This window comes from Rheinheimera soli (assembly GCF_031457405.1).
Lineage (GTDB): Bacteria > Pseudomonadota > Gammaproteobacteria > Enterobacterales > Alteromonadaceae > Pararheinheimera > Pararheinheimera soli_A.
Map to the genome: position 1 here is coordinate 152,524 of NZ_JAVDWR010000001.1, position 13,566 is coordinate 166,089.

Here is a 13,566-nt window from a genome sequence, read left to right on the forward strand (position 1 = left end):
CGATCCCTGCTTTATCTCTGTTAATCGTAGTAATAGCAATATTTTGACAGGTGCCAGCAGATGAACATTCAAGGTCAAGGTCACAGTCTTTATCAGGAACTTCAATCCCTCGCTTCACAAGCCCGAAGTGTATCTTCTGAGATGGCGATCCCGGCTATTCCTGAGCAAAATAACAGCCAATCCGATTTTTCCGCCATGCTCAAAGGTGCGCTTGATAAAGTAAACGGCTTGCAAACACAAAGCCGTGAACTTAGCGGTGCCGTTGAAATGGGGGACCCTAAAGTGTCTTTGGCTCAGGCCATGATTGCAGGGCAAAAAGCGTCATTAGCTTTTGAAGCCACAGTACAGGTGCGAACCAAGCTGGTTGAAGCCTACAAAGAAATTATGTCGATGCCGGTCTAAGGCGGGGGATTAAAACGTGGCAGAAAGTACCTCAACTGAACTGGCAATATCGTCAGATGATTTTGGCAGTAGCACTCCGGTGCAACAAGAACAAAAATCCGGCTTCCTTGGCTCTATGGGGGGTGGCATGGACATGGTGCGTCAAATCAGTCTGATTGTCGCATTAACTATTTGTATCGCTTTAGCTGTACTGATTATTTTATGGGCTCGTGAGCCTGATATGCGTCCTTTAGGCACTTTTGAAACCAAAGAGCTGATTGAAACTCTGGATTATCTGGACAGCCAAAAAGTAGATTACAAGCTGGAAGGTCAGGTGGTGATGGTGTCTGGTAAAGAATACCAGGACATTAAACTCAAACTGACTCGTGCCGGTTTGCAACAGCTGCAAACTACCGGCGATGAAATTCTGATGCAGGACAGTGGTTTTGGCGTCAGTCAGCGTTTAGAGATGGAACGCTTAAAACACAGTCGTGAACAACAGCTTGCCCGCACTATAGAACAATTTCAGAGCATCGCCTCAGCACGTGTACTGCTGGCCATTCCAAAAGAAAATATTTTTGCCCGCCGTGAAAAACAACCTTCAGCTACTGTGATGGTGACAGTCCGGGGCGGTAAAAGTTTAAAAGACGGCGAAGTGGATTCCATAGTCGATTTAGTGGCCTCTGCAGTACAAGGCCTTGAACCCAGTCGTGTCACAGTAACGGATCAAAACGGTCGCCTGCTGAACAGTGGCTCGCAAGATGCTTCATCTGCCCGCAGTCGTAAAGAATACGAGATGGAACGCGCCCGTGAAGAGGCGTATCGTCAGAAAATTGACTCCATTTTAATCCCGGTGCTGGGGGTAGATAACTACACAGCTCAGGTTGATTTATTAATGGACTTTACTGCTGTTGAACAAACGCAAAAACGCTTTAATCCTGATTTACCAGCGGTGCGCAGCGAAATGAGCATTGAAGAAAACAGTGTAGGCGGTGGTTTAGGCGGCATTCCTGGCGCTTTAACCAATCAGCCGCCACTGAACAGTGCCATTCCTGAACAAGCTGTTGGAGCTGATGCCAGCAAAGCTGTAATACCGGGTCGTAATACCAAAGAAATGACCCGTAACTATGAGCTGGATACCACTATCAGTCATTCAACTCAGCAGTCTGGTGTGATTCGCCGGATCAGTGTGTCTGTGGCTGTGGATTATTTACCTGGTTCTACTGCTGCTGATGGCACTGTGACTGAGCCTCAAATCCGTTCACAGGCCGAAATTGCAAATATCCGCCGTTTATTGCAAGGTGGCATTGGTTTTGATGTGCAACGGGGCGATACTATAGAAGTGGTCTCAGTGCCTTTTGCACGCAGCATAATGGCTGAAGCAGTGGAACCACCTATTTACGAGCAGGAATGGTTCGCCCGTATGCTGAAGCTGGTGATGGGTACGCTGATCATCATAGTGCTGATCCTTGCCGTAGTTCGTCCGATGCTGAAGAAACTGATTTACCCTGAAGATACACAGGACACTTATGATGAATCTTCATTAAGCAGTGGTCTGGATCTGGGAGATGATACTCTGGATATGTTAACCCGCGAGTTTGATTCAAAATCAGTCGGTTTTGCAGCCGATGGCACCTTGATGCTGCCAGACTTGCATGGTGACGAAGACCTGTTAAAAGCGGTTCGTGCCCTGGTGGCGAACGAACCTGAATTGTCCTCACTGGTCGTTAAAAATTGGTTAGCCGAAGATGAGTAATGTTGAAACCACCAAGCCAGCCTTTGACGTAGGCAAATTAGATGGCGTTGAAAAAGCCGCCATCCTGTTGCTGAGTTTGTCAGAAGAGGACGCTGCACAGATTTTAAAGCACCTTGAGCCAAAACAAGTGCAAAAGGTCGGTATGGCGATGGCGCAGATCGATGATCTGAATCAGGCTAAAATTTCTGCTGTGCACCGGCTTTTTATCGAACAAATTCAGAATTTCAGTACCATAGGCTTCCAGAGCGAAGAATTCATCCGCCGTGCTTTAACCGCCGCTTTGGGTGAAGAGAAAGCCTCGAACCTGATTGATCAGATTATTTTGGGTGGTGGTGCCAAAGGTCTGGATTCGCTGAAATGGATGGACTCAAAACAGGTGGCGAATATTATTCGCAACGAACACCCGCAGATCCAGACTATTGTCTTGTCTTACCTGGAGCCTGAGCAGTCCGCTGAGATTTTGTCGCAGTTCCCGGAAAAAGTGCGCCTGGATTTAACCATGCGTATTGCCAACCTGGAAGAAGTACAACCGGCGGCATTGCAGGAGTTAAACGAAATTATGGAGAAACAGTTTGCTGGTCAGGCTGGTGCTCAGGCCGCGAAAATGGGGGGGTTAAAAGCTGCGGCCGATATCATGAACTACCTTGATACTAATGTTGAAGGCCAGTTGATGGACTCCATTCGCGAACATGACGAAGAAATGGCGCAACAAATTCAGGATCTGATGTTTGTATTTGAAAACCTGATCGACGTTGACGACAGGGCCATTCAAACCATTCTGCGTGAAGTGCAGCAGGATGCATTGATGAAAGCACTAAAAGGTGCCGATGCCGACTTAAAAGAGAAAATCCTGAGAAACATGTCCAAACGTGCAGCAGAATTGCTGAACGACGATTTGGAAGCCATGGGACCAGTTCGTGTCAGCGAAGTGGAAGCTGCACAAAAAGATATACTGTCAGTTGCACGGCGTCTGGCGGATGCCGGTGAAATTATGCTGGGTGGTGGTGGTGGTGAAGACTTCCTGTAACAGGGTTCTGGAGTAAAGCTGTATGACCATGGATCCTTTTCGAACCAAACAACCTTTTGCGCCAACGGATGAGTTACTTGAGTTACTCAAACGTTGGCCCAGCCCGGAACTGAGTTCAGACAGAAAAGTGCCAGCGGGTAAAACCAATGCGCTGAACAAAACGCTGCCCACGCATAAGGTGGCATCAGCAGCGGTGGAAGAAGAAGCAGAACTGGAGATCAAACCTCTGACGGCTGACGATATTGAACAAATACGTCAGGCGGCTTTTGATGAAGGTTTTGCTCAGGGCAAAGAAGAAGGTTTTTCTAAAGGCTATGAAGAAGGCCGCGAACAGGGCAGCGCTGATGGTTTGACTCAGGGCCAGGCTGAAGGGAAAAAACTTGGCTTAGAACAAGCCTCTGAAGAAATAGAGCAGAAAAAGCAGGAACTGGCTGCCTTGCTGGATCAGTTGCAGCAACCTCTGCTGCAAATTGATCAACAGGTAGAGCAGCAACTGGTGCAGCTTTGTCTGGCGATGGCTGAAGCTGTGATAGCGGTGGAAGTAAAAACTAATCCACAGGTGATTTTAAAAACGCTTTCTGACGCTACCTCTGTATTGCCTATGCAAACTGAACATATTCTGATCAAACTTCATCCTGACGATCTGGCTTTGGTTGAGCAACATTTCAGTGTTGAACAGTTAGCAGAACGGCATTGGCAGTTGCGCTCAGACCCTGCCATTGAACGTGGTGGTTGTTTGCTGGAAACCACGTTATCTTCTATGGACAGAACTATTAAACACAGATTGCAAAGCAGTCTGGAGCATTTCTTGCATTCTCCTGATTAATAAGAAGTCCTGCCTTGTCGCAGGCTTTGTTTTCGGAGTTTTATCTTTATGTCGTCTTCACAGTTAGCCGCCAATTTAAAACAACAGCTGCAGCATATTCAGAAAAGCAGACCCAACCTGGCCGGACGTTTGGTTCGGGTGGTTGGCTTGACGCTCGAAGCAACAGGCTGCACTGCGGCTATAGGCCAGACCTGTCACGTGGAAACCGCATCAGGCCAGTTATTTGCTGAAGTCGTGGGGTTCGCCAACGATCGTATTTTTTTAATGCCCAAAGATGATGTGTCAGGTGTAGTGCCTGGCGCCAAAGTGACACCTCTGAATGATTTTAAAGGGGTGCCTTTGACTATGGCGTTGCTGGGGCGGGTGATTGACGGCGCAGGCAAACCACTGGATGGCAAAGGCCCTATTGTGAGTCAGGAATTTGGCGGTGCGAAAAAACCTCCTATTAATCCATTACAACGTCAGCCTATTCATGCCCCTTTGGATGTCGGTGTGCGCGCTATCAACAGTATTATTACCGTAGGCAAAGGCCAGCGTATGGGCTTGTTTGCTGGCTCAGGTGTAGGTAAATCTGTGTTGTTGGGCATGATGACCCGGGGTACTGCAGCCGATGTGATAGTGGTAGGTCTGGTTGGTGAGCGGGGCCGTGAGGTCAAAGAATTTATTGATGAAATTTTAGGTGAAGAAGGCCGTAAGCGTTCTGTGGTGGTTGCTGCGCCTGCTGACGTCTCGCCTTTAATGCGCTTAAAAGGCTGCGAAACCGCAGTGCAGGTGGCTGAGTATTTTCGTGAGCAGGGGCTGGATGTGCTGCTGTTGCTTGACTCCATCACCCGTTACGCTCAGGCGCAGCGGGAAATAGCTCTGGCGGTCGGCGAACCACCCGCAACTAAAGGTTATCCGCCTTCTGTGTTCGCTAAGTTACCGGCCTTAGTAGAAAGAGCCGGTAATGGTGCCGTAGGTCAGGGCTCTATCACGGCTTTTTATACTGTATTGTCCGAAGGTGATGATTTGCAGGATCCCATTGCTGATGCGTCGCGCGCAATTTTAGATGGTCACATAGTGCTGTCACGTCAGTTGGCCGACAGTGGTCATTTTCCGGCCATTGATATTGAAAAGTCGATTAGCCGGGTTATGCCGGCAGTGACCAGTATGGAACATCAAAAACTGGCGCGGGCTGTGAAACAGTTGTATGCCGCTTACCAGCAAAGCAAAGATTTAATTTCTATTGGTGCTTATGTCAAAGGCGCCGATCCACAGCTGGATGCCGCAGTGCAGTTGATGCCAAAAATCCGTGGTTTTTTACAACAGGAAATGAAAGAGGTTGTGCCTTATGACGAAAGTCTGACGCAGCTGGATAAACTCTTACCAGGCACTATGGGGCGTTAAGTTATGGCATTGGCACAACTTCAGCTGTTGGTGAAAGTCCAGCAGGAAAAAGAAGACAAATTACAGGCGCAGTACAGAGCTGCATTGCAGAATTATCAGTCGATGCAGCAAAAGTATCAGGGCCTGGCAGATTACCGTATTGAGTATGTGCAACAAACCCAAAGTCGTGGCCAGGAAGGTATGGCCAGTCGTCATTTTAACCAGTACTTAAATTTTATTGGCAAGCTGGACGCCGCATTAACAGCGCAGCAGCAGTATGTGCAGCAAGCGAAGGCGAATGCCGATCAGCGTTTAGTGCAGCTACTGGCGATGCAGAAAAAACGCAAGGCGCTGGAAATACTGATTGAGCGTGATTTGGCAGAAGTACAACGCAAAGCGGACAAACAAGAACAAAAAATGCTGGACGAAATCGCCACTCAGCAATTTTTCCGCAGAGTCAGTTAAGTTTGGCGCGTATTTTGTATGTATTTTCAATTATTTCGTTTGTAATAAATGATGTCGCTTGCCAGGTGCAGGCACAAACAAGCAACAGCAGCCTCTAAGCTGCAAGGACCCGGACCGGAGTAATCGATGGCTGAATTATTATCAATGACACTGCTTAGCTCTGAGCCCGTCTCAGCTGCAAAGCCACAAGCTGCTTTGTCAAACGACGGTTCTGCAAAGCCACAAGCTGCTTTGTCAAACGACGGTTCTGCAAAGCCACAAGCTGCTTTGTCAAACGACGGTTCTGCAGAGCCAGATCAAAGTTTCGCCGCCACTTTGGCTGCAGAAGTCAATGGTAAAGCGCCGGAAAAATCAGCAAAAGCTTCTGCTAAAACGCGGCAGAATACTGCCTCACAAGTGCCGGAACAGAACAAATCCTCTGAAAACCAGAGTGCTGGCACAGCCGACACTAAAAGTGAGACCGTCGGATCTGCGGTGACGAACAGCCCTTCAGACACTAAAGATGATAAAACACTGACTGCAGCTGACATTGAAGCTGAGCCGGTGATCGCTGAAAAAGGCGAGGCCGGACAATCCCATTGGTTAAACTTGCTGGAAAAAGCAAAAAGTTTGCATGAGCGTTTAACCAAAGCAGCAAAAGCAGAGGCTGATACTAAGCTAACCCCGCAAGCTCGTGTCGATAAACCTGGCCCAGGAATGATAGAAGAGCCAGCAGAGCTCCAAACTGACGTTGTAAAGGGCAAGTCTGACAACATAACAGAGGCCGGAGTTTTAGCTACAACTGCATCAGCAAAAACAACAGTGGCAGCTCAAAGTGGTGGAGCTATAGCGCTCGGTGAAAAGCCGCTCACTGAACAAAGCACAGGACAAAGCACAGGACAAAATGCTGAACAGCAACACAATGCAGAAGAGTTAAAAGCCTTAAAACTTGTCGGTCAGACAGAGCAAAAAACAACGGCAAAAAATGACGCTGCTGATACAACAGCAAAGCCAACTGACACCGCCTTAAAGCAAGCTGCAGCAGTGACAGACAAAACCCTGACCCCAATCAATAAAGATACGGGCCCGGATCAGAGCAAAATAGTTGCTCCTATTGAAAAATCAGCGCCTAAAGCGCAGCAGGAGGCCGTTGTGGTGTTGTCAGAAAGCCTGGCAGAAACCTCGACAGAAGCCACAGAAGTTACAGATAAACCTCTGGCAAAAACCAATAAAGATACTGGTCCTGATCAAAGCAAAACTTTTGCTCCTCTTGAAAAACCACTAAAAGGCCCTGCACCTGCCGTAAAAGCTGAACATGAGCCTGCAGTGGTCACGGTGACTGAACCTGTTTCTCCAGTTGTAGTGAATAAAGCATTGATTCAGACAGAGCAAGTAACTTTGCCTAAAGGCGTTGCAGTGACCAGCAGCCAAACTGCTGTAGAGCAGGAGAGTGATGCTGACAGCCTGATTGCACCAGCACCTGCCTCTGATGTTAAAGTTTCAGTGCAGGCTCAGAGCGCTGCGGCTATAGTGGCTCCTGTTGCTCAGCAAACTAAAGCCGCGACTGCAGAAGTGAAAGTCACCACCGAAGAGGCCTTAAAGCAACTTCAGGCCGCAACTGTCTCAGCTCAGGGCGAACAGGGAGCGTCCTCCTCATCCGGTGGATCTGAGCAGCAGAACAAAGCTGAAACTTTGCTAAGCGTGATTGAACAACAAAAAGTCATTAACCCTCTGGTGACAGAAACCAACTCATTTAGCAGTCAACTGAAATCCAGTCTGGAAAAAACCAACGCAGCTATTACGATGACGGGTCGTGAAGCTGTCGCTGAGCAAAGCCAAAAGCAAGTCGACCCGCTTGGGCAAAAACTGAATTTGATCCAACCCGAAGCCTCGAATCAGTTAAAAGAAAAAATGCTGATGATGGTCAAAGACAAAGTACATACAGCTGAAATTCGTCTGGATCCGTCCGAATTAGGTTCGATGCAAATCAAAATAAGCCTGCAGCAGGATCAGATGTCAGTGCAGTTTATGGTACAGCAGGGCAATGCCAAAGAGTTGATGGAGCAACAAATGCCAAAACTCAGAGAATTATTGCAACAGCAAGGTATTGAGTTGAGTCAAGGTTCTGTACAGCAGCAAAACCAATCTTCTTCAGGTCAGGAAGGCGGTCGTCGCACAGCAGGTGGCAATGGTACAGCTGCGGATACTGCTGACGAGATGGTTGATCCTGCACTGGTGCCAACAAGACATTCGGACCGCGTGGTGGATTATTACGCGTAAAAACAACAGTTGCACAGTTAGAGATTGCCTTTGATGAATGGCGAGGTCAATAATACGGCCTCATCACAGTGAATAAGGAATAAAAATGGCAGCGGGTAAAGACTTAGAAATTGGTGACGGTAAGGCGAAAAAGAAAAAGCTGCTTATCATCATAGTTGCAGCTGTAGTGCTCGCCGTTGGTGCCGTCGTTGCCGTGCTGATGATGTCAGGTGGTTCGTCTGAACCAGCACCGGCCGCAGTTGGTGCTCAAAGCACAGTGGCAACAGACCCAAATGCATTGGCAGCCAAAGGCACAGCTTTGTATGTCAGTATGCCAAGGCCTTTTATTTTTAATGTGCCTGGCGCATCCAAAGATCGTCTGGTGCAAATTAAAGTGCAACTCCTGGTGCGTGGCAGTAACAATGAAGAAACAGCCAAAGTGCATATTCCTTTGATTGAAAGTACCTTGTTACGTAACTTCAGCACCAGTAATGCCGAAGAACTGATCACTGTGGAAGGTAAAGAAAGCTTAAAGAAAAAGGCACTGAAAGATGTGCAGGAAGCCTTAACCGGCGTGGCTGGCAGTGAAGTAGTGGAAGAAGTGCTTTTCACTGGTTTTGTGATGCAATAAGAGAGCAATAGCTTGACTGATTTATTGTCCCAGGACGAAATTGACGCGCTACTCCATGGTGTCGATGACGTTGAAGAAGAAGAGGTCGAGGAAAGTGGCGACGGTCGCGGGCGCTCTGCGACTGAATATGACTTTTCCTCACAGGATCGTATCGTGCGTGGTCGTATGCCCACGCTCGAAATGGTCAACGAACGTTTTGCCCGTCATATGCGTATCAGCTTATTTAATATGATGCGCCGCACTGCCGAGGTTTCGATTAACGGCGTGCAAATGATTAAATTTGGTGAATACGTACACACCCTCTTTGTTCCGACCAGTTTAAACATGGTGCGGTTCCGTCCGTTAAAAGGCACTGGCCTTATTACGATGGAAGCGCGTCTGGTCTTTATTCTGGTGGATAACTTCTTTGGTGGCGATGGTCGTTACCACGCCAAAATAGAAGGTCGTGAATTTACACCGACAGAACGCCGTATTATCCAGATGTTGCTGAAACTTATCTTCGAAGATTATAAAGAAGCCTGGGCGCCAGTGATGGACGTTTCCTTTGAATATCTGGATTCTGAAGTCAACCCGGCCATGGCTAACATCGTCAGCCCAACCGAAGTGGTGGTCATCAGCTCTTTCCATATTGAACTGGATGGTGGTGGTGGTGATTTCCACGTGGCTTTACCTTATTCAATGCTGGAACCCATCCGCGAATTACTGGATGCCGGTGTACAAAGTGATAAAGAAGATACCGACTTACGCTGGAGTAAGGCGTTGCGTGACGAAATTATGGATGTGAAAGTGGATCTGACCACCAAAATGCTGGATGTGGAACTGACACTGGAACAACTGATGAATCTGCAGGCTGGCGATATTATTCCGGTAGAAATGCCTGATCATATTACGGTGTTGATTGAAGATTTACCGACTTACAGAGCAAAAATGGGACGTTCCCGCGACAATATTGCCTTAAAAATTATTGAAAAAATTAAACGACCTGAGTCCGTGAAATCAGAAATGCATGTGTTCACTAAAGGCGGCCGCCGTCTGGACAGCGATGCGGATATCACTGAACTGGAAGCGGACTTAAACTTATCTGAACGTGGGGAGAGATAATCATGGCGAATGAACAAGATACCATGGACGAATGGGCCGCAGCTCTTGCTGAAGCTGAAGTGGATACCGGAGTGTCGGCAGTAGAGCTGGATGAACTCAAAGAAGAACCTGCACAGCTTACTGTAGATGAAAAACGTAAACTTGATACTATCTTAGATATACCTGTCACCATTTCAATGGAAGTAGGTCGTGCCAAAATCAGTATTCGTAACTTACTGCAACTGAACCAGGGCTCAGTAGTGGAACTGGAACGTCTGGCTGGTGAGCCATTAGACGTGCTGGTAAACGGCACTTTGATTGCTCACGGTGAAGTGGTTGTGGTGAACGATAAATTTGGTATTCGTCTGACCGATGTGATCAGTCAGATTGAACGTATTAAGAAGTTGCGCTGATGCGGTTCGCTTTTCGTCTTATGGCATTCAGTCTGATCAGCTTGAGCTCTTTTCTGGCACTTGCTGCTGAAACAGTGGCTGAAGTGACGGCCACTGCGGCGCCTTCAGCCCGGGGCAATGGCATGAATGCCATGACCATTATGAATGTGTTTGGCTCTTTAATTATTGTGCTGGGGTTGTTGTTTGGTTTGGCCTGGTTGTATAAAAAGCTGGCTATAAAGTTACCTGGCTCCAGCCATGTAAAAATTATCAGTTCAGTTATGCTGGGTCCGCGTGAACGTTTGCTGGTGATTGAAGTGCAGGGCAAACAAAGGGTGTTAGGTGTGACAGCGAACCAGATTAATATGCTGTTTGAACTAGAACAACCACTGGTGGACGATCCGGCTGCGCCAGACTGGCGCACTCAATTTCAGACATTACTACAAAAACAGAAGTCGAACTCTTAAATGTGGCCATTACTTGCGGTAGTACTTTTACTTTTATCCCCTGATTTGCTGGCACAGCAGGGCGGCTCTTTGTCCGCTTTATCTGTCACCACCAACCCGGATGGTTCTCAGGACTACAGTGTAACGCTGCAAGTTCTGGCGGTTATGACAGCGCTGAGTTTTCTGCCTGCTATGGTGATCATGATGACCAGCTTTACCCGTATTATCGTGGTGCTGGCTATTTTGCGTCAGGCCATAGGTTTGCATTCTTCCCCATCGAATCAGGTTCTGATCGGTATTACGCTTTTTATGACCTTTTTTATTATGGCGCCAGTCTTTGATGAGGTGAATCAAAAAGCGCTGCAACCTTATTTGGCTGAAGAAATGACCTCCATTCAGGCCTTTGATGAAGCCATAAAGCCGATGAAAGCTTTTATGCTGCATCAGACCCGAATGAAAGATTTAGAAACTTTTGCAGAAATTGCAGGCACAGCCAAAGTCGACAATGTGGCTGATTTACCTATTACTGTGGTGATCCCGGCTTTTGTCACCAGTGAGTTAAAAACAGCCTTCCAGATTGGTTTTATGATTTTTATTCCGTTTTTGATCATCGACTTAGTGGTTGCCAGTATTCTTATGGCCATGGGGATGATGATGTTATCGCCTATGATTATTGCCTTGCCCTTTAAGCTGATGATGTTTGTATTGGTGGATGGCTGGTTACTGGTGATGGGGACTTTAGCCACCAGCTACGGAGTGGGTACATGAGTCCAGAGGTTTTTGTTGATATATTAAGAGATGCACTTTGGTTGGTGATATTAATTGTCTGTATGGCTATTATTCCGTCTCTTATCGTCGGCTTGATTGTGTCTATCTTTCAGGCCGCGACATCCATCAACGAACAAACCTTAAGTTTTTTACCACGTTTAATTGTCACTTTGCTGGCGTTGATGTTTGGTGGCCATTGGTTAACCCAAACCATTATGGATTACACCGAGAGGCTCTATCTGAGCATTCCAACGGTTATTAGCTAATGAATTACCCACTGCAGCAATTGCTTCAGGTTATTGCTGACTTTATGCTGCCTTTTGCCCGAGTCTCGGCCATGATGTTTATTATGGTGGCTTTTGGTGCGAAGAATATTCCTACCCGGGTCAAAGCTGCGTTTTGCGCAGCTTTTATTGTGATGATTATGCCTGTAGTGCCGCCGGTCAAAGACGTCAATCTGATGTCGCTGAATCTAGTGGTGCAAATGATCCAACAAATTGTCTTAGGTTTGGCTATAGGGCTGATCTCACAAATTTTTGTGCAGGCTTTTGTTACCGCAGGCCAAATTCTCGCGACCCAAACTGGTTTAGGTTTTGCTGCTATGGCTGATCCGGTTAACGGTGTCTCTGTGCCCGCCATAGGCCAGTTTTATCTGATTTTAGCGACCTTGTTATTTTTGGTGTATGACGGTCATCTGATTATGTTTCAGATGGTGGTGTTCAGTTTTGAAACTTTGCCTATTAACGGGCAGTGGCTGGATGTCAATAAATACTGGCAGGTGGCTGAATTTGGTGGCTGGATTATAGTGACAGCTCTTACCATCACGCTGGCACCTGTTACGGCTATGCTGGTGGTGAACATTGCTTTTGGTGTATTAACCCGTACCGCACCTCAGTTGAATATTTTCTCTATTGGTATGCCCATCAGCATGATAGCTGGTTTATTGATCATGTGGCTGACGATGGACACCTTCTTGTTTCATTTTAATCTGAACTGGCAGCATAGTATTGAATACACCTGCAAGTTGATTGGCTGTTAGGAGGCTGTCATGGCAGAAACAGGTCAGGAAAAAACCGAAGACCCCACCAGTAAAAAATTAGATGACACCCGAAAGAAAGGTCAGGTGGCTCGTTCTAAGGATCTTGCCACTTTCACTGTATTAGTTGCCAGTAGTGCAGGTCTGTTGCTGTTTGGCAAAGAGATAGCAGGCTCAGTACTGGATGTCTGTCGGCGTTTGTTGTCGCTGGATGAAAAAGATATTTTTAATCCCTATTCCATGGTTTCGGTCTGGGGGGATGCCTTATTCGAACTTTTCCCCGGGCTGCTGAAGTTTTTTCTGTTAATTATGCTGGCGGCTTATGTGGGCAGTGTGCTGGTGGGTGGCTATAACTTTACCTGGCAGGCCGTTGGTTTCAAATGGAGCAAACTGAATCCGGCGGCGGGTTTTAAGCGTATGTTTGGTTTGCAGGCTATGGTGGAGCTGCTTAAAAGTGTCGCCAAGGTATTGGTCATAGGGGGCTTAACTTTCGCGCTGCTGACCACCTTCTTTGATGATATTATGGCTTTGTCGCTTATGACCAATCCGCAAGATATTTTTGCATCGGTAGAAATTCTGGCCTGGGTGTTTTTTGGCATTTGTTTTAGTGTCATTGTGATCGCCGCTATTGATACGCCTTATCAGTTGTGGAAACACCATAAAGAACTAAAAATGACCTTACAGGAGGTCAAAGACGAATATAAAAACTCCGAAGGCGATCCCAGAGTCAAAGGTCGTATCCGTAGCTTGCAGTATCAGGCTGCCCGGCGTCGTATGATAGCGGAAGTGCCGACTGCTGATGTGGTGGTGACCAACCCGACGCACTTTGCCGTCGCGCTTAAATACGATCAGACGAAGTTCAGAGCCCCTGTGGTTGTCGCCAAAGGTGCAGATGAAATGGCGCTTTATATCCGGCGTTTAGCCGAAGAAAACAAAGTGCCTGTGCTCGAATCACCTGCTTTAGCCCGTTCAATTTTTTATACCACAGAGCTGGATCATCCTATTCCGGAGCAGTTATTTGCTGCAGTGGCTCAGGTTCTTGCTTATGTTTATCAATTAAATATGTATAAAAAAGGCAAAGGAAAACGACCGAAGACACTGGAAAAAGAGTTGCCTATTCCTGAAGGGTACAGACATTAAAATTGTGGAACGGTT

The 13,566-nt window shown here is 47.1% G+C and carries 15 protein-coding genes; all 15 read left to right on the plus strand.

From position 1 onward, the window contains the following. Positions 1–60 precede the first annotated feature (60 nt). Positions 61–402, plus strand: a complete 342-nt coding sequence (gene fliE, locus J2W69_RS00735; protein ID WP_310273587.1) for a flagellar hook-basal body complex protein FliE — start codon at positions 61–63, stop codon at positions 400–402. 16 nt (positions 403–418) lie between these two features. Continuing rightward, entirely contained in the window at positions 419–2,137 is a 1,719-nt protein-coding gene (gene fliF / locus J2W69_RS00740) for a flagellar basal-body MS-ring/collar protein FliF (RefSeq protein WP_310273589.1), read from the plus strand. Next, positions 2,130–3,164, plus strand: a complete 1,035-nt coding sequence (fliG, locus tag J2W69_RS00745) for a flagellar motor switch protein FliG (protein WP_008898507.1) — start codon at positions 2,130–2,132, stop codon at positions 3,162–3,164. The genes fliF and fliG overlap by 8 nt, the downstream gene beginning before the upstream one ends. Before the next feature lie 22 nt (positions 3,165–3,186). Beyond that, positions 3,187–3,990, plus strand: coding sequence for a flagellar assembly protein FliH (fliH, locus tag J2W69_RS00750; RefSeq protein ID WP_310273591.1), 804 nt, complete (start codon positions 3,187–3,189; stop codon positions 3,988–3,990). A gap of 48 nt (positions 3,991–4,038) precedes the next feature. Then, positions 4,039–5,376: a flagellar protein export ATPase FliI gene (gene fliI, locus J2W69_RS00755; RefSeq protein WP_310273592.1), complete on the plus strand. Its 1,338-nt coding sequence runs from the start codon at positions 4,039–4,041 to the stop codon at positions 5,374–5,376. A gap of 3 nt (positions 5,377–5,379) precedes the next feature. Then, positions 5,380–5,820, plus strand: coding sequence for a flagellar export protein FliJ (fliJ, locus tag J2W69_RS00760; RefSeq protein ID WP_310273594.1), 441 nt, complete (start codon positions 5,380–5,382; stop codon positions 5,818–5,820). 126 nt (positions 5,821–5,946) lie between these two features. After that, a complete protein-coding gene (locus tag J2W69_RS00765) occupies positions 5,947–8,079 on the plus strand; it encodes a flagellar hook-length control protein FliK (protein ID WP_310273595.1) in 2,133 nt (710 codons plus the stop codon). 85 nt (positions 8,080–8,164) lie between these two features. Beyond that, positions 8,165–8,689, plus strand: coding sequence for a flagellar basal body-associated protein FliL (gene fliL, locus J2W69_RS00770; RefSeq protein ID WP_310273597.1), 525 nt, complete (start codon positions 8,165–8,167; stop codon positions 8,687–8,689). A 12-nt stretch (positions 8,690–8,701) separates the two neighbouring features. Beyond that, positions 8,702–9,790 (plus strand): flagellar motor switch protein FliM, encoded by a 1,089-nt coding sequence (gene fliM / locus J2W69_RS00775; protein WP_310273599.1) that lies wholly within the window; start codon positions 8,702–8,704, stop codon positions 9,788–9,790. Positions 9,791–9,792: 2 nt separating this feature from the next. Then, positions 9,793–10,182 (plus strand): flagellar motor switch protein FliN, encoded by a 390-nt coding sequence (gene fliN, locus J2W69_RS00780; protein WP_008898500.1) that lies wholly within the window; start codon positions 9,793–9,795, stop codon positions 10,180–10,182. Further along, on the plus strand, positions 10,182–10,628 hold the full coding sequence (gene fliO, locus J2W69_RS00785) for a flagellar biosynthetic protein FliO (RefSeq protein WP_310273601.1): 447 nt from the start codon (positions 10,182–10,184) through the stop codon (positions 10,626–10,628). The genes fliN and fliO overlap by 1 nt, the downstream gene beginning before the upstream one ends. Continuing rightward, the gene (fliP, locus tag J2W69_RS00790) at positions 10,629–11,375 is read left to right on the plus strand and encodes a flagellar type III secretion system pore protein FliP (protein ID WP_310273603.1); all 747 of its coding nucleotides are present in this window, start codon (positions 10,629–10,631) and stop codon (positions 11,373–11,375) included. It begins immediately after the preceding gene. After that, positions 11,372–11,641: a flagellar biosynthesis protein FliQ gene (gene fliQ, locus J2W69_RS00795; RefSeq protein WP_310273605.1), complete on the plus strand. Its 270-nt coding sequence runs from the start codon at positions 11,372–11,374 to the stop codon at positions 11,639–11,641. The genes fliP and fliQ overlap by 4 nt, the downstream gene beginning before the upstream one ends. Then, positions 11,641–12,414: a flagellar biosynthetic protein FliR gene (fliR, locus tag J2W69_RS00800; protein ID WP_310273607.1), complete on the plus strand. Its 774-nt coding sequence runs from the start codon at positions 11,641–11,643 to the stop codon at positions 12,412–12,414. The genes fliQ and fliR overlap by 1 nt, the downstream gene beginning before the upstream one ends. 9 nt (positions 12,415–12,423) lie before the next feature. Then, a complete protein-coding gene (gene flhB / locus J2W69_RS00805) occupies positions 12,424–13,551 on the plus strand; it encodes a flagellar biosynthesis protein FlhB (protein ID WP_310273609.1) in 1,128 nt (375 codons plus the stop codon). Positions 13,552–13,566: the final 15 nt, after the last annotated feature.

What these genes read in the sequence shown, in the direction of transcription:
- fliL (WP_310273597.1), top strand. Translation starts at nt 8,165, where the DNA reads ATGGCAGCGGGTAAAGACTTAGAAATTGGTGACGGTAAGGCGAAAAAG.
- flhB (WP_310273609.1), top strand. Translation starts at nt 12,424, where the DNA reads ATGGCAGAAACAGGTCAGGAAAAAACCGAAGACCCCACCAGTAAAAAA.
- fliG (WP_008898507.1), top strand. Translation starts at nt 2,130, where the DNA reads ATGAGTAATGTTGAAACCACCAAGCCAGCCTTTGACGTAGGCAAATTA.
- fliR (WP_310273607.1), top strand. Translation starts at nt 11,641, where the DNA reads ATGAATTACCCACTGCAGCAATTGCTTCAGGTTATTGCTGACTTTATG.
- fliO (WP_310273601.1), top strand. Translation starts at nt 10,182, where the DNA reads ATGCGGTTCGCTTTTCGTCTTATGGCATTCAGTCTGATCAGCTTGAGC.
- fliJ (WP_310273594.1), top strand. Translation starts at nt 5,380, where the DNA reads ATGGCATTGGCACAACTTCAGCTGTTGGTGAAAGTCCAGCAGGAAAAA.
- fliP (WP_310273603.1), top strand. Translation starts at nt 10,629, where the DNA reads ATGTGGCCATTACTTGCGGTAGTACTTTTACTTTTATCCCCTGATTTG.
- J2W69_RS00765 (WP_310273595.1), top strand. Translation starts at nt 5,947, where the DNA reads ATGGCTGAATTATTATCAATGACACTGCTTAGCTCTGAGCCCGTCTCA.
- fliQ (WP_310273605.1), top strand. Translation starts at nt 11,372, where the DNA reads ATGAGTCCAGAGGTTTTTGTTGATATATTAAGAGATGCACTTTGGTTG.
- fliI (WP_310273592.1), top strand. Translation starts at nt 4,039, where the DNA reads ATGTCGTCTTCACAGTTAGCCGCCAATTTAAAACAACAGCTGCAGCAT.
- fliE (WP_310273587.1), top strand. Translation starts at nt 61, where the DNA reads ATGAACATTCAAGGTCAAGGTCACAGTCTTTATCAGGAACTTCAATCC.
- fliN (WP_008898500.1), top strand. Translation starts at nt 9,793, where the DNA reads ATGGCGAATGAACAAGATACCATGGACGAATGGGCCGCAGCTCTTGCT.
- fliH (WP_310273591.1), top strand. Translation starts at nt 3,187, where the DNA reads ATGACCATGGATCCTTTTCGAACCAAACAACCTTTTGCGCCAACGGAT.